Below are 17,344 nucleotides of genomic sequence, written 5' to 3'. Positions count from 1 at the left end.
TCCGCGGGTTGCAGACCTTGCGCGCGATCCCTGCGGGGCGCTGCGCGGCGTCAGGTCGTGTCGGGTCCGGTCACCACGATCGTCGCGGTGCCGTCGGGGCGCACGGTGATCGTGCCCTTGACGATGAAGGGGACGTCCTCGCTGACGGCGCGCACGCGGCCGTCGAAGAGGGAGCGGATGCCGACCTCGATGTGGGCGACGGCTTCGGCGGCGAGAATCGACCAGCCGGCGCCGGCGGGCTCGACGGCGACGGTCGGCTGCTGCGTGATGGACCACTTCGGGAGCGACGTGATGCGGTCCTCGACGAAGTAGCCGAACGGGCACGCCGTCGGCTGCAGCACCTCCTGCGTGGCGCAGGAGGTGAGGAACTCCTCGACCTTCTCCTGCACGACGCCGAGGAACTTCTCGGTGGGCTGGGCCACCACGTTCACCGGGATCGCCCGGAACGGGCTGTCGGAGAGCACGGCCACGCCCGGGGTGCTCGAGATCGCGGTGTCGACCGACACCGAGTACACACCGGGCGAGAAGACGAGGAGCGAGACGGGTGCGGCGGGGTCGGCATCCGCCCCGTCGGGCGACACCTGGCGCTTGTCGATCTCGAAGCCGTTCACATCGAAGACCATCGAGCCGGTGACGCCGAGGTTCATGACCGCGAGCGGGCTCTTCGCGAACCGCCACGTCGGCGCGAGGCCGATGGACCCGTCCTGCTCGACCGAGAACGTCGTGCGACCGTCGTGGCCGCGTGCCGTGTACTCGATCGTGACGTGCGTGACGTCGCCGTCCTGCTCCTCCGAGACGACATGCGCGTCGCGGATCGGGGCGAGGGCGGAGCTGCGCAGCAGCGCCTCGGACGCCGTGGGCGGCAGACCCGCCTGTTCGAGCTCGGCGGAGTTCACCGCGACGCCGGGCACCGCCAGCGCATCGGCCGCCCGTCCCTCGGCCAGCAGCTGCACGTATCGTTCGACGAACGCCTTCGGGCTGTAGAACTCCCGCTGCATCACTCCCCAGGCAGCGAAGGCGGCGCCCACGAGAAGGACCCCGGCGACGCCGAGCAGCGTGAGATCGAGGGCGAGACGGCGGCGCGTGCGCCCCTTGGCGGGGGGCTGGATGAGATCCTGCTCGGGGGTCGCCGCGGCGGTGCCGGGGGTCGCCGGAGCGGCCGGCGGCGCACTCGCGCGACCGGACGACGTGTCCATCACCCCCTGGTCCACGCGCCCAGTCTAGGAAAGCGTGGCCGGGAGGGCCCTGTGGACCGCGAACTTCGCAACTCGGGGGTGGCGCGACGCCGACGAACCGCCTGTGGACAGTGCGCGGGTGTCCACCGATCGCGGCGCAGAGGGCCGGGAAGCAGCATCCGCTCGTTAACATGAGTCGGTGAACACTCCGCCTCTGTCTGCCGAGCAGGAGGCGCTGTTCCGGCTCATCGAAGACACCCGCGAGCACGTGTTCGTGACCGGGCGCGCCGGGACCGGCAAGTCGACGCTGCTGCAGCACCTCGCGTGGAACACGAACAAGCAGATCGCGGTGTGCGCGCCGACGGGGGTCGCGGCGCTCAACGTCGAGGGTCAGACGATCCACTCGCTCTTCAAGCTGCCGCTCGGCATCATCGGCTCGCACGACGAGGACCAGTCCGACGCGACCCGCAAGCTGCTCAACGCGATCGACACCCTCGTGATCGACGAGATCTCGATGGTCAACGCCGACCTCATGGACGCGATCGACCGGTCGCTGCGCAAGGCGCGCGGGCGGCGCGGCGAGCCGTTCGGCGGCACGCAGATCGTCATGTTCGGCGACCCGTACCAGCTCGCCCCTGTTCCGCCGCGCGGCGACGAGCTGCGGTACGTGCAGGACCACTACCGGTCGTTCTGGTTCTTCGACGCCAAGGTGTGGGTGGGTGAGGCCGCGAGCGACGGCATCCTCGACGTCGGCTCGTACGGCGCCGACCTCAACATCCGCGAGCTCGTCGACATCCACCGGCAGTCCGACCCGGCGTTCAAGGCGATGCTCAATGCCGTGCGCTACGGCCGGGTGACGGCCGACATCGCCGAGGTGCTCAACACGACCGGCGCCCGCACTCCCCCGGATCCGCTCGACGGCGAGCACCCGATCATCACGCTCGCGACCCGCAACGACATCGTCAACAACATCAACCGGCGCCACCTGGGCGAGCTGGTGGGGCGCGAGCAGACGGCGATGGCGGAGGTCAACGGCGATTTCGGACGAGGGGATGCCGCGTACCCCGCCGATCTCGAGCTCAAGCTAAAGGTCGGGGCCCAGGTGATGTTCCTGCGCAACGACACCGCTTCGTTCGGCGAGCCGCCGCGGTGGGTCAACGGCACGATCGGAACGGTCACCCGCATCGCGGGCGAGACCGTGCGCGTCGACGTCGATGGCGAGGAGTTCGACGTCGAGCCGTCGGTGTGGGAGAAGTACCGCTATTCGTACAACCCGGGGTCGAAGCAGCTGACCCGCGACATCGTCGCCGAGTTCACCCAGTTCCCGCTGCGGCTGGCGTGGGCGGTCACGATCCACAAGTCGCAGGGCAAGACGTACGATCGCGCGATCATCGACCTCGGCTCCGGCGCGTTCGCGCCGGGACAGACCTACGTCGCCCTGTCGCGGCTGACCTCGCTCGACGGCCTGTACCTCTCACGGCCGCTGCGACCCCGCGACATCCAGGTCGATCCCGACGTCAGGCGGTTCATGGCGTCCGCGGTCCGCGGGACGCCGGTGGCCTGAGGCGCTTCAGGCGACGTGGGCGGGCTGGGCGGCCTTGGCGGCGGCGAGGTCCTCGAAGAGCTCGGTGTTGAAGCGGTAGGCGAGGAGGACCTCGTCGATCACGCGCTCCTGCTCCGCGGCATCCCATGGGGCGGCGTCGAGCTGCTCGCGGTAGACGTCCTTGAAGGCCTTCGGGTCGGCGATGTCGTCGAAGAGGTAGAAGCCGATGCCATTCGTCTCGAACCCGAAGCGGCGCGCCATCAGGCGTCCGATGAACTGGCCGCCGGAGAGGTCACCGAGGTAGCGCGTGTAGTGGTGGGCGACGAAGCCGCCCGCCCATGTCGCGCCCACCTCGTTGATGCGGTCGACGTAGCGGCGCGTGGTCGGCAGCGGCTCGATGCGGTCGCGCCAGTCGGGACCGACCAGGAACTCGAGGTCGGCCTCGAGTGCGGGCAGGCGCGTGAGCTTGTCGGAGATGAACACCGCGGCGACGGGGTCGTTGCGCATCTGGCCGGCGGTGCGCTCGAGCGCCTCGTAGATGAACCAGTGCTGCACGACGAGCGCGACGTAGTCCTCGCGCGTGCCCTCCCCCTTCATCAGGTCGGCCATGAAGCCGGAGTGCTCGCTCGACGAGTGCGAGCTGCTGGAGCGCTCGCGCAGCGCGGTGGAGAACGGGATCGGGTCGCTCATACCTTCATGCTAACTGAAGATAAGGCGAACCTAACCCCCAATTTCCTATGCGTGCGGTCGGGGCTCGATTCCGAGGCGGCTGCACGCCTCGTCGTACAGCGCGACGATCTCCCGCCGCACCTCGCGCCGCTCCGTGATCGGGCCCGTCGGCCACGGCACCGCGATCTCGGCTGTCGTGCCGTCGGCCAGCGTCGCCTGCCAGACGCCCTGGTCTCCGTCGAACCCGGTCATCGTCGCGGCGGTGATCTCAGCATCCGTCACTCCGGCGTCCGCGGCGAACGCGCGCGAGATGAGGAGGTTGTCGCCGGCGTGGTCGCCGTTCATGTGGCCGAGCACGCCGGTCAGCGCGGCGTCGTCGAAGAGATGGGTCATGCTCTCACCCTACGGATCGCCGTTCCGCGCAAGTGACGTTGGTGTGTTTGAATTCATTGCACGATCATCGGGGGGTGAGAATGCGGACCCGCTCCACACATCGACGCGCCATCGCGGTGGTCGCCGGTGCCGTGACATCTGCTCTCCTCTTCGCCGGATGCTCCTTCGGGGGCAACATCCAGCCCGACGTGCCCCCGCAGACGACCGCGGCCTTCGCCGACGAGACCGTCCAGCAGCTGACGGATGCCGTCACCCACGCGATGGGCGTCACCGGCTCGTCCGGCGCGATCGTGGGCGTGTGGGCGCCGTGGAGCGGCAGCTGGGTCTCGGGCCTCGGCACGCAGCGCCCGGACGGCGGCGGCGAGGTCACCGACGACCTGGTGTTCCGGGCGGGCAAGATCACGCGCGCCATGACGTGCGATGTGCTCTTCGAGGCCGCAGCTGCGGGCAAGGTCGCGCTCGACGACAGCATCACCGAGTACGTCTCGGGTGTGCCCGACCTCGCCGACGTGACGCTCATCGAGCTTTGCGACGGCACGTCCGGCATCGGCTCGTACGCCGGCCAGCTGTACTCGTCGTGGCTCTCGAACCCCGACCGGGTGTGGGATCCGCGCTACCTGGCGAGCTTCGGCCTGGGGCAGCCGCGCACAAGCGACCCGGGTGCCGCCTACCGTGACTCCGACGCCGGGTACGTCCTGCTCGGCCTCGCCCTGCAGCGCGCGACCGAGGCGACGGCGGCGGACCTCATCAACGGCTACGTCGCCGATCCGCTCGGGCTCGAGGCGACCGCGCTCGGTGAGCTCCCCACGTCGGGCGTGCTCATGGGCGGGCAGTCGGTCAACAACGCCGAGGGCGCCCTCGACTGCGCGCAGCCGCTCGATCTCACCGCCGCCTCGTCGAGCAGCGGCTTCACCGACGCCGGCGTGATCACCGACATCCACGACCTCGGCCGCTACGTGCAGTCCCTGGCGTCGGGTTCGCTCGTCGAGGACGACGACCGGTTCAACGCGCCGGTCGCGGTCGCGGCCGACGCCCCGTCGTGGTACGCCGCGGACGGCGGCGCGCTGATCGCCGGCTCGCTCATCGGCCAGTACGGCAAGGTTCCGGGATACATCACCGCGGCGTTCGCCGACCCCACGACCGGACTCACCGTGGCCGTCGTGCTCAACAACTCGGCCGCCGACGCCGCCGTGGGCGAATATCTGGCCTGGGAGCTCGCGGCGATCGCGTCGAAGACCCCTGCGACGGCGGGCGAGACGGCGCCCGAAGCAGGCCTTCCCTGGACCGCCGAGCAGTACCACGCCGCGATCGACACCCTCGCGGTCTGCACTCCCCCCGCTGCCTAATGAGCGCCGGGGCGGGCTCCGGAGGCGCCGAGGTCACGGGTCCCGGACCCTCGGGGACGACACCCGCGATCCTGCTGGTGATCGTGGGCCTCGCGTGCCAGGAGGTCGGCGCGTCGATCGCGGTGCTGCTGTTCCCGCAGGTCGGGCCGCTCGGCATGGTGATGCTGCGCCTGGTGTTCTCGGCGATCGTGCTGCTGATGATCGCGCGGCCTCGCGTGCGCGGCCACTCGCGCGCCGACTGGACGGCGGTGGCGCTGTTCGGGCTCGTGCTCGCGCTGATGAACGGCCTGTTCTACCTCGCGCTCGAACGGCTGCCGCTCGGCGTCACCGTGACGATCGAGGTCCTCGGGCCCCTCGTGCTGTCGATCGTCGCCGCGCGTCGCGCCTCGGCCTGGCTGTGGGCGCTGGTCGCCCTCGCGGGCGTCGTCGCGCTGGGCGGCGGCGGATGGGACCGCCTCGACCCGCTCGGCGTGCTGTTCGCGCTCGGCGCCGCCGCCAGCTGGGCGTTCTACATCCTCGCCTCGGCGCGCGTCGGGCGCGCGTTCCCCAAACTCGACGGCCTCGCGCTCGCGATGACCTTCGGTGCCCTGATCGCCCTGCCGTTCGGGATCGCGGATGCCGGCGCCGCCCTCCTGCGGATCGAGATCGTCGCGCTCGGCGCGGCCGTGGCTGTGCTGTCGTCGACGATCCCGTACGCGCTCGAGCTCATCGCGCTCCGGCGCCTCCCGGCGGCCGTCTTCGCGATCCTCATGAGCCTCGCGCCGGCGACCGCGGCGCTCGCGGGCTTCATATTCCTCGGGCAACATATGACCTGGCTCGAGAGCCTCGGCATCGCGCTGGTGATCGCCGCGAGCATCGGCGCGATCCGCTCGTCCGCCCGTGCCGCGCGCGAGGCCGCCGAGCCGATCGCCTGACCGAAGCGTGACGAGCCTACGGCTCGGTAGCATCGGGGCGTGACTCAGGCGCAGACGAGATGGGCGGTCCTCGGGCCGGGGTGGATCAGCCGGGACTTCGTGGTCGGGCTTCGTGCTTCGCAGTACGGGATGCTGCACGCCGTGGGCAGCTCGTCGGCCGAGCGTGCGTCGGCCTTCGCAGCGGAGCACGGGGCCGCAGCATCCGGCACGTACGACGAGATCCTTGCCCGCGAGGACGTGGACGCGGTGTACGTCGGGACGGTCCACACCGCCCACGCCGACCTCGCGATCCGCGCGCTCGAAGCGGGCAAGGCCGTGCTGTGCGAGAAGCCGGCGAGCCCGACGCTCGACGAGGTGGAGCGCATCCTCGCGACCGCTGAGCGCACGCAGCGCCCCTTCCTCGAGGCGTTCAAGACGCGGTTCGGGCCGTTCGCAGACGCCCTGCGGGAACTCGCGGCGGGCGGGGAGCTCGGCGCGCCGCAGCGGTTCGAGGGAGCCTTCGGCTTCGACGCCGGCACACGCGAGGGGCGTCTGTTCGACCCGGCGGTCGGCGGCGGTGCGATCCTCGACGTGGGCTGCTACCCGCTGGCACTCGCGATCGACCTCGCGGCCGCGGCGGGCCGTCCGATCACACCGGAGTACCGGTCGTTCGAGGCCGAGCTGGTGGGGGGCGTCGACGGCACCGCGTCGGCGGAGCTCGCCTTCGGCGAGCTGACGGCCGGAATCGCGACGTCGGTCATCGAGAACCTGTCCGACACCGGCGTGCTGCGGTTCGCCGACGCCGAGGTCGTGCTGCCGAACGTGTGGGGCAGCCGCACCGAAAGCCCGTCGACGCTGATCGTGCGCCGCGGAGCCGACGAGCGGGTCGTGGAACTGCCCACCGTGCAGCCGATGGCGGCCGAGGCCGACGCCCTGTCGCTGGCGCTCACGGAGGGGCGTGTCGAGGTGCCGCAGATGCCGTGGGCGCACACGCGCGCCGCGGCTCGCGTGCTCACCGACTGGCGCGCGGCCGCCCTCGCCGGCTGATCAGCCAGGGGGCGGGTCACTCCCAGGTGTGCACGGGCTCGTTCGTGTGCATCGCCTCGCGGTACTCGAGCAGGGTGGCGCGCAGCGCGTCGTAGCGGTCCATGTCGGCCCGCCGATGCATCCGATCCGTGAACCAGCCGGCGCCCGTGACGCCGGTGAGGCACCGCCCCTCGATGATCCCGAGCAGACGATCGCGAACGGATGTCTCGACACCCCACGCTTCCAGACCCCGGTGTGCGAGGGGCAGGAGCCGCCGCAGCACGAGCTCGGTCGCGGGCACCTGGCCGACCCCGGGCCAGTAGAACTGGGCGTCGATCCCGTCGCGAGCCGCCGTGTGGAAGTTCTCCTCCGCCGCGGTGAACGACAGCTGCGACCACAGCGGACGGTCGTTCTCGGCGATCGCCCGCACGAGCCCGAAGTAGAACGCGGCGTTGGCCATGATGTCGACGACGGTCGGTCCGGCTGCGAGCAGCCGATTCTCGACGCGGAGGTGCGGCACGCCGCCGGCGACGTCGTAGATCGGGCGGTTCCACCGGTAGATCGTCCCGTTGTGCAGCCGCAGCTCCGCGAGATCGGGGATGCCGCCGCCGTCGAGCACGGCCATCGGGTCGTCGTCGTGGACGATCGGCAGGAGCGCCGGGAAGTACCGGACGTTCTCCTCGAAGAGGTCGAACACCGAGGTGATCCAGCGCTCGCCGAACCACACCCGCGGCCGCACCCCCTGCACCTTGAGCTCCTCGCTGCGGGTGTCGGTGGCCTGCTCGAACAGCGGGATGCGCGTCTCGCGCCAGAGCTCCTTGCCCAGCAGATACGGCGAGTTGGCCGACATCGCCAGCTGCACGCCCGCGATCGCCTGCGAGGCGTTCCAGTACGCCGCGAACGAGTCCGGGGACGTCTGCACGTGCAGTTGCGTGCTGGTGCACGCCGCCTCGGGGAGGATCGAGTCCGCGGTCGTGACGAGCCGCTCGGGTCCGTCGATCTTGATCGAGATGTCCTCACCGCGCGCGTCGAGGATCTGCTCGCTCAGCAGCCGGTAGCGCGGATTGGCGCTGATGCTGTCGGGCCGGAGGTGCCCCTCTGCGAGCGTGGGCAGGATGCCGATCATCACGAGGTGCGCACCGACGGTCGATGACCGCTCCTCGGCGTGATTGAGGCTGCGGCGCAGTCCCTCCTCGAACGTCGTGAGACCGCCCTCGCGCAGGCGCGCCGGCGGCACGTTGATCTCGATGTTGAACTGTCCGAGTTCGGTCTGGAACGCAGCATCCGCTATCGCATCCAGAGCCTCGGCGTTGCGCAGCGCCGGGTCTCCCGCCTCGTCGACGAGGTTCAGCTCGACCTCGAGGCCCGTCAGCGGGTCGTCGGTGTCGAAGTGCGCTTCGCGCAGCATGCGCGCGAACACGTCGAGGTTGCGCCGGACCTTCTCGCGATGACGAGTGCGATCGGCGCGGGTGAACTCCTGTGCCGGGACGTCCTCCCCCATGGCGGCACTCTAGCGAGCCGCGGGCGATTCCGCGCCTACGCGCCGCGCGGCGGCGCGGTCGAGCCGCGGACGTTCAGCGTCGGGTTCAGCACGACGCGGTGGACCGGACGCGTGGGGTCCTCGATGCGGCGCGCCAGCAGATCGACGGCGGCCCGGCCGACCGAGTTGCGCGGCGGGCTCACCGCGGTCAGAGCCGGGGTGAACAGCTCGGCGACCTCGTCGTCGTACGCGACGACCGACAGGTCGCCGGGGACCGAGATGCCGCGGTTCAGCGCGAGGTCGACGAACGCCATCGCCTCCGGGTCGGAATGCACGAGGATCGCGGTGACCGAGTTCGACAGCGCCGCGTCGAGCGTGGCGTCGACGACGGCCGAGAAGTCCGGGCTCGTGCGCGGCGGCAGGCTCGTCTCGAAATGATCCGACGGGGTGAGGCCGAGCTCGAGGCAGGCCGCCTGCCAGCCGGCCGCGATCTTGCGCGACGTGGGCGAGTCCCGCGCGATGATGAGTCCGACGCGGCGGTGGCCGAGCGAGGCGAGGTGGCGCGCCGCGAGCACGGCGCCGAGCGCGTGGTCGGTGGTGACGTTCTCGACCGGGCTGCCATCCGGGAGCAGCACGGCATCGCGCTCGACGAGCACGTTCGGCACGCCGCACTCGGCGAGCCACTGCACGACGTCCTGCGCATGGGGTGTGTCGGTGTTCGGCGCGACGACGAGACCGCGCACGCCCTCGGTGTGCACGAGCCGCTCGAGGACGGGGCGCTCGTCCTGCAGTTCGTAGGACGCGCCGCGCAGCACGACGCGCAGACCGTGGCGTGTCGCCTCGGTCTCGGCGCCGCGCACGACGCTCGGCCAGTAGAAGCTCAGCGACGGCACGAGCATCGCGATCGAGCCTGTGCGGGTGGCGGGAGCCGCATGCCCCGACTCGACGTCGTCGAGACTTCCCGCCGGCGGCACGGCACCACCGTGCACGCGCACGAGCAATCCTTCGCGCTCCATCTGCGCGAGATCGCGGCGCAGCGTCACGGGAGCGACCCCGAGCTCGTCCATGAGCTGTGCGACGCGTACCGCGCCGTCGCGCTCGAGCGTGGCCATCACGTGCGCCCGCCGCTCCGCGGCCAGCAGCGCCGGTGTCTGGTCGGTCATCGGGCGTCCTCCGCGTTCGTCAGGTCCAGTTCTACCGTGACGGCGACCGCGTCGGCCGTCGTCACGTCGAGATCGAGCCGGGTGAGTCGCGGCCCCCACACCTCGGAGAGCATCGGGTCGTCGAGTTCGCGCACGACGAGCGACGCCTCCACCCCCTCGGGCCACGAGATCCGCACAGGGGTTGCGCCGTCGAGAGGAGTGACGACGACGGATGCCGCGTCCCGCCGCACGTCGCCGGCCAGCAGCATCCGCACCTGGGTCTGCGGGACGGTCCGGGTTTCGACTCGCCTCGCTCGCTCAACGAGCGGAAGGTCGGCGGGTGTCCAGGAGTCCTCGATGACCACGCGGCGCGCTGCGCGCTCCAGGCGCACCGTACGCCGCCACGGAGCCGCGCCGACGTACGCGCCCGAAAGCTCGAGCGAGAGCGACGCGTCGTCCACCCAAACGTCGGAGGCCGCGAACTCGGCGCCGGGGCTCTGCTCGATGCCGCCGATCACGGGCACGTTGTGCCAGCCGCTCTGCATCGTCCAGATGTCGTAGCGCCCGGGTCCGAAGGTCTGCAGCGTGTAGGTCGGGCGGCCGGCGTCGACGATGACGGGCACGCCGTCCGACGCAACGACGAACGAGCCGACGTCGTTGTGGTTGTGGTGTTCGCCGTTGTGCCCGCCCTTGGCCGCGACCGTGAGACCGCGTGCCGTGCCACCGTGCTCGCGGGCCAGCAGCACCTCCGTCGAGGGCAGCCAGACGTCGCGGGGGAACGGCGACGCCTCCTGCGCCGCGCCGACCCAGGCCGGGTCCGTGATGCCGCGCAGCAGGCGGCCGAAGCCCTCGTGCTCCGTGGCAGCGGGCTCGCCCGCGGTGCGGTGCGCCGCGGCGTGGGCGGCAGCATCCGTGTCTCCCGCGCTCCGCGCCGCACGATGCAGGGCGTGCCACGGCTGCGCCGCCGGCGGGCGCGCCTGACCGTCGGCGAGGTTCAGGTACCAGTCGCCGCCGAGGTGAGAGCGGTGTGGGAACGCCACGGTCTCGCGCAGCGCCGGGATGCCGGAGGCGTCGAGCACTCCCCCGGTCGCGTGGCGCACGATGTCGAGGGCCTCGAGCGCGCGGCACGCGCCGTTCCACCAGTACGCGTAGCCCTCGTCGATGGCGCCGTCGGCGGGGAGGACCGACACATAGCGGTCGATCCCTTCGATGGCCATCGCCACGATGCGTGCCCGCTCGTCGGCCTCGCGCGGGCCGTCGAGCAGCCGCAGCGCGGCGGTGATCACGTTGCCGTGGATCCACGGGTTCCAGTTGTGCACGTCGCCGTCGAGCCCGAGCCAGTGCCAGTCGCGGCGCTCGGTGAACGGCTGGAACACGCGCACGTGCGCCTCGTGGCGGATGCGGGAACGGATGCCGGGGTACCGGGCATCGAGCCGGGCGCCGAGGAGCTGGTCGACCCAGGTCAAGAGCGCGACCGCCTCGCCGGCGCCCAGGTCGAGGTACGGCGCGGTCACCGTCGGGAGCACGGACCCGCGCTCGCGGAAGGTGTCGTCGTGAGCCGGCCAGCACCACGAGCTCTGCTCGCAGATCAGCCAGACGCCGTCGAGGACCTCGGCGAGGAACCGGGCGCCGAGCTCGGGATCGTCGATGTGATGAGCGGCGGCGACGGCGGCGCGGGCGAGGCGGAACTGCCGCTCGAACACGACGGTCTCCCACCCCACGCGGTCGCCGTCGTCGTGGATACGGGCCGCGGCAGTGGCGAGCGGGACGCCCCACGGGCGGCCGAGATCCTCGCGGGCGCGGGCGATCACGTCGGCGACGGCGACGGGGTCGGCGCTGCCGGCCGGACCCCAGATCGTGCGGTCGTCGGACGACGCAACGGGGAGGGCGTGGTCCGGCGAGGCGAGCAGGGAGGCGAGAGCCGTGGCGAATCCGGCGCTGTCGACGCCGGCCTGCCGGTCGTAGACGGCGGCCAGCTCACCTTGGAACGTCGCGCTCGCGGTCGTCACAGTTCCTCCTCGTTGATTCACCATCGATGGGGATCCACCGTCGCAGTGAGGCTCTCTCTGAACCTAAAGCGATCATAAACGATCATAACGAATCTCAAACAACCTTGCAATGAACGAATTGGGTTGCTACAGTCCCAAACGTTCGCTTTCCGCAGGACCCGATTCCGGCGGCGAGAAGAAGGCATCAAGGGAGATCCCAGTGACGGTCCAGCAGCCCACCACGTCGGCGCACATCGCGACGGGTATCGACTGGACGCGCGACGAGTGGCTCGGCTACGCCGATCGCCTGCTCGACACGGCGCGCACCCACGCGTCGCCGGGTGCCGGCCGGATCCACTTCCCGGGTGCCGAAGGCGGTTACGGCCACGCCGTCGACGGACTCGAGGGCTTCGCCCGCACGTTCCTTCTCGCCGGATTCCGCATCGCCGGTGCGCGCGGGGAGGGCACCGAGGAGCTCGCCGACTTCTACCGACGCGGCATCGTGACGGGCGTCGACCCGGAGGCGGAGGACCGCTGGGTGCGGCTCGATGAGCACGCGCAGGCCAAGGTCGAGGCGGCATCGCTCGCACTCGTGCTCGACATGACGCGCCCGTGGATCTGGGACCGCCTCGACGCCCTGACCCAGCAGCGCGTCGTCGACTACCTCGCCCCGGTCGTGGGCGACGCGACGTACCCGAAGACCAACTGGCTGTGGTTCCGCGTCGTCGTGCAGACGTTCCTGCGCTCGGTCGGGGGGCCGTGGTCGGCCGACGACATCGCCGACGACCTCGCCCTGCACGACGTGCTCCTGCGCGAGGACGGCTGGATCTCGGACGGCTTCGAGCGCTCGTACGACCACTACGTCGGCTGGGCCCTGCACACCTACCCCGTGCTGTGGTCGCGCATGCAGGGTGCCGAGGAGCTCGCCGCCGGCCGCACGCCCGGTGACATCGCGCGCCTCGACCGCTTCCTGCAGGACGCCGTCACCCTCGTCGGCGCCGACGGTTCGCCGCTCGTGCAGGGCCGCAGCCTCATCTACCGCTTCGCCGCCGCGGCCCCGTTCTGGGTCGGGGCTATCGCCGAGGTCCCGTCGGTGCCGCTCGGGCAGCTGCGCCGCGCAGCCAACGCCGTCGTCGCGCACTTCGCCGACTCCGGCGTCCCGGCGCAGGACGGCGTCCTCACGATGGGCTGGCACCACGAGTGGCGCGAGCTCGCCCAGTCGTACTCCGGCCCGGGCTCGCCGTACTGGGCCGTCAAGGGCCTCCTCGGCATCGCGCTTCCGGCCGACCACCCGGTGTGGGCCGCCGAGAGCGAGCCGCTGCCGATCGAGTCGGGCGACACGCTGCGCACCGTGCGGCCCGCGGGCTGGGTGATCTCGGGCACGCAGGCTGACGGCATCGTGCGCATCGTCAACCACGGCACCGACCACGCGGCCGACGGCAGCCTGGTCGGCGACTCGCCGCTGTACGCCCGCATCGGATACTCGACCGCGGCGGGCCCGCTCGCGAACCGACGGGCGTTCGAGGAGCCCCTCGAGCAGTCCGTCGCCCTCGTCGACGCCGCCGGCCGCGCCACCCATCGCGCGGCGATGGAGCTCATCGACGTGCGCGTGCAGGATGACGCGGGCGGTCGCGTCGGGATCGCAGCATCCGTCTCCCGTGCCCATTGGATCGACGTGCGCCCGTCGGCGCAGCGCCACGGCTCGGGCGTCGACGGCGACGTCGAGATCGCCGGCGTCGTCGAGGTGCACTCGCTCGTGCGCGGTCCGTGGGAGGTGCGTCTCGCCCGCGTCGACGCCCTCGAGTCCGGCGTCGACGCGGCCTCGCTCCGCCTCCGCGTGGGCGGCTGGGCGCTGGCGGCCGACCAATCCCCGCGCTCCTCAATTGAGGAGCTGAGCCGGAATGAGGGAGCACGCGTCGAGTCGGCCTCCCCATCTCAGCTCTCGTCCTCAGATGAGGATGCAGGGCGTGCCACGGATGCTGCCGCCTCGGTGATCGCGAACACGCTGAGCAGCAGCATCCGTCCCCTCCTCGGCACCGGCGAAGCGAGGATCGAGACTCGCGAAGACGCCAGCCCGCTGGGGCCTGTCGCCGGCGTGCCGCTCGTGTTGTTCCCGGTCGAGCCGGGCACGTGGAGCGCGACGCTCGTCGAGCTCACCACCGCAGACCTCGCATCGCCCGCCGATGCAGGACGCGTCGTCCTCGAGGAGGACGGCGACCAGACCACCGTCACGGTCACCTGGCCGGACGGAACGGCGACCACGAGTCGTCTCGCACACCCCGGATCCCCCGCGAACCGGTAACCCGATGGGCCCGAGGAAGGGTCCGCAATCACAAAGGAGTACCCCCAGAATGAAGCGCTCATACGCTGCCGCGGCCGGCATCGCCGTGGTCGCAACGCTCGCTCTCGCCGGTTGCAGCGGCGGCGGCGACGACGCGGCCGCGCCCGAGGAGTCGTCGGGTCCGGTCACGCTCACCCTCTCGGGCTGGAGCCTCGACACGACGCCGGAGTTCCAGGCGCTCGCCGACGCGTTCCACGAGGAGAACCCCGACGTCACCATCGAGCTCAAGGGCTACGACGCGGCCGAGTACAACACCCTGCTCACCGCCGACCTCGCTGCCGGCTCGGGCCCCGACATCATCACGCAGAAGGAGGTCAAGTTCGTCCCGACGTTCGTCGAGGGCGGCCAGCTCCTCGACGTGTCGGACGTCGAGCTGCCCGACGGCATCAGCGGCGCCAAGTCGTACGAGGTCGACGGCACCGCGTACGCGGTGCCCTACCGCAACGACTCGTGGGTCCTGTACTACAACAAGGCCCTGTTCGACCAGGCGGGTGTCGAGTACCCCGACGGCTCGTGGACGTGGGACGACTACGCCGACGCCGCCGACGCGCTGAACTCGGGCCTCGCCGGCGCCGGCAGTGCCGCCAAGGCCGCGTACCTGCACAACTGGCAGTCGACGGTTCAGGGCTTCGCCAACGCGCAGGCTCCCGGCGACATCCTCGAGGGCGAGTACGACTACATGGAGCCCTTCTACGACAACGTGCTCGCTCTGCAGGACGCGGGCGACCAGGTCGACTTCAACACGGCGAAGGCCAACCAGCTGACCTACCAGGGCGAGTTCGGCAAGCAGAACGCCGCGATGCTGCAGATGGGCACGTGGTTCGTCGCGACGCTGATCGCGCAGCAGGCTTCGGGTGACGCCGACGACTTCGAGTGGGGCATCGCGCCGATTCCGCAGGTCGACTCGTCGACCGCCGGTCTCGACAACACCCCGGTGACCTTCGGCGACCCGACGGGCTTCGGCATCAACGCCGCCATCGACGACTCCAAGGTCCAGGCCGCGAAGGACTTCCTCGCCTTCGCCGCGGGCGAAGAGGGCGCGCAGATCCTGGCCGGCATCGGCATCACGCCGGCGCTGCTGACCGACCCGGTCGTCGAGACGTACTTCTCCGTCGACGGTGCTCCCACCGACGACCTCTCGAAGTTCGCGTACTCGACCCACGAGGTGCACCCCGAGAACCCGACGTCGAACAAGGCTGCGGCGATCCAGGGCATCCTCGGCGACATGCACACCGCGATCATGTCGGGCTCCAAGAGCGTCTCCGACGCGATCAAGGAGGCGCAGGACCGCGTCGCCAACGAGGTCGGCTGACCTCATCCCTTCACGCCGAGGCCCTGAGGGCTGACGCGACCGGCGGAGGATCCGCCGAAATCTGAACCCGGTGACCGGTCCGCTCCTGCGGGCGGGCCGGTCACCGCACCACCATCTGCACCCCGGAGGTCCGCCATGGCGACCATCACCGCCGACGAGACCGGCACCGCGGCAGCGCCGCCCCCCGCGCGCCGCAGGCGCTCGCGGCTGCGGCTGCGCAACACCCTCATCGGGTGGAGCTTCATCCTTCCCAACTTCATCGGCTTCGGGCTGCTCACCCTCGTCCCGATCGTCGTGCTGTTCTACATGTCGTTCACGAACTGGAACGTCTTCGGCACGGCGAACTGGGTCGGCCTCGCCAACTTCCAGCGCCTCATGGGCGACGGCAGCTTCCAGATCGCGGTGTTCAACACCCTGTACTACTCGGTGCTGCACATTCCGCTGACGATCGTCGTCGCGCTGGGTCTGGCACTGCTGCTGAACAACAAGCTCCGCGGAGTCGCATTCTTCCGCACCGCCGCATTCTTCCCCTACATCACCTCGATCGTCGCGATCGCGGTGGTGTGGAACCTGCTCTTCAGCCCCGAGTACGGCCCGATCAACGAGTTCCTCCGCTTCATCGGCATCCAGAACCCGCCCGGATGGCTCACCTCGCCGGAGTGGGCGATGCCCGCCGTCGTCATCGTCTCGACGTGGCGCGACATGGGCTACTACATGATCCTGTTCCTGGCGGGCCTGCAGACGGTGCCGCGCGAACTGCACGAGGCGGCGCGCATGGACGGCGCCAACATCTGGCAGCGGTTCGTCAACGTGACCCTCCCGTGCCTGCGTCCGACGATGTTCTTCGTCACGGTGATGCTCACGATCAACTCGTTCAAGATCTTCGACCTGATCCTCGTCATGACCGACGGCGGCCCGGGTCAGTCCACCCTCGTCATGTCCCAGTTCATCTACCGCAAGGGCTTCGAGGAGAGCCAGTTCGGCTACGCGTCAGCGGCAGCCGTCGTGCTCTTCTTCATGTGCATCATCGTGACGATCCTCCAGTTCCTGTGGAACAAGAAGCGGAGCAGCTGATGGCCGAGCAGATCGAAAAGGATGCTGAGCTCCTGGTCTCCGACTTCACCGCGCCCGCCGGTGCCCGCCGCGGACTGCGCAGGCTCGCCGAAGAGGCCCCTGTTCCTCAGCCCGAGATCCCCACGGAGAAGATGACGCCCGGTCGCCGCATCGCGCGCATCGCGATGTACGTCGGACTGGTCATCTTCGCGATCGGGCTCCTGACGCCGTTCGTCTGGATGGTGCTGAGCTCGTTCAAGTCGGCCAACGAGGTGTTCTCGGTGCCGGTGAAGTGGCTCCCCGAGACGTGGGTGTGGCAGAACTACATCGACATCTGGACCGAGTCGAACATGCTCGTCTGGATCCGCAACACGCTGTTCCTGGCCGTGGTGGTCACGTTCCTGCAGGTGCTGACCGGCTCGTTCGCCGCCTACGGCTTCGCGCGCATGCGCTTCCGCGGTCGCGACGTGCTGTTCCTGCTGTACGTCGGCACGATCGCCGTGCCGTGGCAGTCGTACATGATCCCGCAGTTCATCCTGCTGTCGAATCTCAAGGTGTCGAACACGCTGTGGTCGATCATCCTGCTGCAGGCGTTCGGCGCGTTCGGCGTGTTCCTGATGAAGCAGTTCTACGAGACGATCCCGGAGGAGCTCTCCGAGGCGGCGCGGCTCGACGGCCTCAGCGAGTACGCGATCTGGCGCAGGATCATGCTGCCGCTGTCGATCCCCGCGCTCGCCTCGCTGACCCTGCTGACGTTCGTCAACACGTGGAACGACTACCTCGGGCCGCTCATCTACCTGCGCAACCCCGACCTGTGGACGATCCAGCTCGGCCTCAAGGGATTCGTCTCGAACCTCTACGACACCAACTATGCGCTGCTGTTCGCGGGCCTGACGATCTCGGTCATCCCGATCGCTGTCATCTTCCTGCTCGGCCAGAAGTACTTCATCGAGGGCATCGCGACGAGCGGTCTGAAGGGCTGA

General features: G+C 70.3%; 14 protein-coding genes. 8 read left to right on the top strand and 6 right to left on the bottom strand.

Annotated elements, in window-relative coordinates; translation table 11 throughout:
- Positions 1 to 50: 50 nt before the first annotated feature.
- Positions 51 to 1,196, bottom strand: a complete 1,146-nt coding sequence (locus ACVN90_RS20430; RefSeq protein ID WP_475102163.1) for a hypothetical protein — start codon at positions 1,194 to 1,196, stop codon at positions 51 to 53.
- A gap of 178 nt (positions 1,197 to 1,374) precedes the next feature.
- Here ACVN90_RS20430 and ACVN90_RS20425 point away from each other — a divergent pair, with 178 nt between their 5' ends.
- Positions 1,375 to 2,739, top strand: a complete 1,365-nt coding sequence (locus tag ACVN90_RS20425; protein ID WP_475100031.1) for an ATP-dependent DNA helicase — start codon at positions 1,375 to 1,377, stop codon at positions 2,737 to 2,739.
- Between the two features lie 6 nt (positions 2,740 to 2,745).
- Here the strand turns inward: ACVN90_RS20425 and ACVN90_RS20420 are convergent, their stop codons facing one another.
- The gene (locus tag ACVN90_RS20420; RefSeq protein WP_475100030.1) at positions 2,746 to 3,408 is read right to left on the bottom strand and encodes a biliverdin-producing heme oxygenase; all 663 of its coding nucleotides are present in this window, start codon (positions 3,406 to 3,408) and stop codon (positions 2,746 to 2,748) included.
- A 45-nt stretch (positions 3,409 to 3,453) separates the two neighbouring features.
- Positions 3,454 to 3,780 carry a DUF2470 domain-containing protein gene (locus tag ACVN90_RS20415; RefSeq protein ID WP_475100029.1) on the bottom strand — a complete coding sequence of 109 codons (327 nt, stop codon included), beginning with the start codon at positions 3,778 to 3,780 and terminating at the stop codon, positions 3,454 to 3,456.
- A 131-nt stretch (positions 3,781 to 3,911) separates the two neighbouring features.
- On the opposite strand from ACVN90_RS20415, the gene ACVN90_RS20410 reads away from it, so the two are divergent.
- Genes ACVN90_RS20410 through ACVN90_RS20400 form a run of 3 tightly spaced genes read left to right on the top strand, consistent with a single transcriptional unit; the run spans position 3,912 to position 7,066 of the window.
- Entirely contained in the window at positions 3,912 to 5,126 is a 1,215-nt protein-coding gene (locus tag ACVN90_RS20410; protein ID WP_475100028.1) for a serine hydrolase domain-containing protein, read from the top strand.
- Positions 5,126 to 6,040: an EamA family transporter gene (locus ACVN90_RS20405; protein ID WP_475100027.1), complete on the top strand. Its 915-nt coding sequence runs from the start codon at positions 5,126 to 5,128 to the stop codon at positions 6,038 to 6,040. The genes ACVN90_RS20410 and ACVN90_RS20405 overlap by 1 nt, the downstream gene beginning before the upstream one ends.
- Before the next feature lie 39 nt (positions 6,041 to 6,079).
- Complete coding sequence (locus ACVN90_RS20400; protein ID WP_475100026.1) at positions 6,080 to 7,066, top strand: Gfo/Idh/MocA family protein; 987 nt, start codon at positions 6,080 to 6,082, stop codon at positions 7,064 to 7,066.
- Between the two features lie 16 nt (positions 7,067 to 7,082).
- Here the strand turns inward: ACVN90_RS20400 and ACVN90_RS20395 are convergent, their stop codons facing one another.
- Genes ACVN90_RS20395 through ACVN90_RS20385 form a run of 3 tightly spaced genes read right to left on the bottom strand, consistent with a single transcriptional unit; the run spans position 7,083 to position 11,676 of the window.
- On the bottom strand, positions 7,083 to 8,546 hold the full coding sequence (locus tag ACVN90_RS20395; protein WP_475100025.1) for a glutamate-cysteine ligase family protein: 1,464 nt from the start codon (positions 8,544 to 8,546) through the stop codon (positions 7,083 to 7,085).
- A 35-nt stretch (positions 8,547 to 8,581) separates the two neighbouring features.
- Positions 8,582 to 9,688 carry a LacI family DNA-binding transcriptional regulator gene (locus ACVN90_RS20390; protein ID WP_475100024.1) on the bottom strand — a complete coding sequence of 369 codons (1,107 nt, stop codon included), beginning with the start codon at positions 9,686 to 9,688 and terminating at the stop codon, positions 8,582 to 8,584.
- On the bottom strand, positions 9,685 to 11,676 hold the full coding sequence (locus ACVN90_RS20385; RefSeq protein WP_475100023.1) for a heparinase II/III domain-containing protein: 1,992 nt from the start codon (positions 11,674 to 11,676) through the stop codon (positions 9,685 to 9,687). The genes ACVN90_RS20390 and ACVN90_RS20385 overlap by 4 nt, the downstream gene beginning before the upstream one ends.
- A gap of 199 nt (positions 11,677 to 11,875) precedes the next feature.
- Here ACVN90_RS20385 and ACVN90_RS20380 point away from each other — a divergent pair, with 199 nt between their 5' ends.
- The 4 genes from ACVN90_RS20380 (at position 11,876) to ACVN90_RS20365 (ending at position 17,344) form a co-directional block, all read left to right on the top strand.
- Complete coding sequence (locus ACVN90_RS20380) at positions 11,876 to 13,957, top strand: DUF2264 domain-containing protein (RefSeq protein ID WP_475100022.1); 2,082 nt, start codon at positions 11,876 to 11,878, stop codon at positions 13,955 to 13,957.
- Positions 13,958 to 14,006: 49 nt separating this feature from the next.
- Entirely contained in the window at positions 14,007 to 15,308 is a 1,302-nt protein-coding gene (locus ACVN90_RS20375; RefSeq protein WP_475100021.1) for an ABC transporter substrate-binding protein, read from the top strand.
- A gap of 135 nt (positions 15,309 to 15,443) precedes the next feature.
- Positions 15,444 to 16,382, top strand: a complete 939-nt coding sequence (locus ACVN90_RS20370; RefSeq protein ID WP_475100020.1) for a carbohydrate ABC transporter permease — start codon at positions 15,444 to 15,446, stop codon at positions 16,380 to 16,382.
- Entirely contained in the window at positions 16,382 to 17,344 is a 963-nt protein-coding gene (locus tag ACVN90_RS20365; protein WP_475100019.1) for a carbohydrate ABC transporter permease, read from the top strand. The genes ACVN90_RS20370 and ACVN90_RS20365 overlap by 1 nt, the downstream gene beginning before the upstream one ends.

It is taken from the genome of Microbacterium sp. F01 (assembly GCF_056156365.1).
This window is presented reverse-complemented; position numbering and strand designations above follow the sequence as displayed.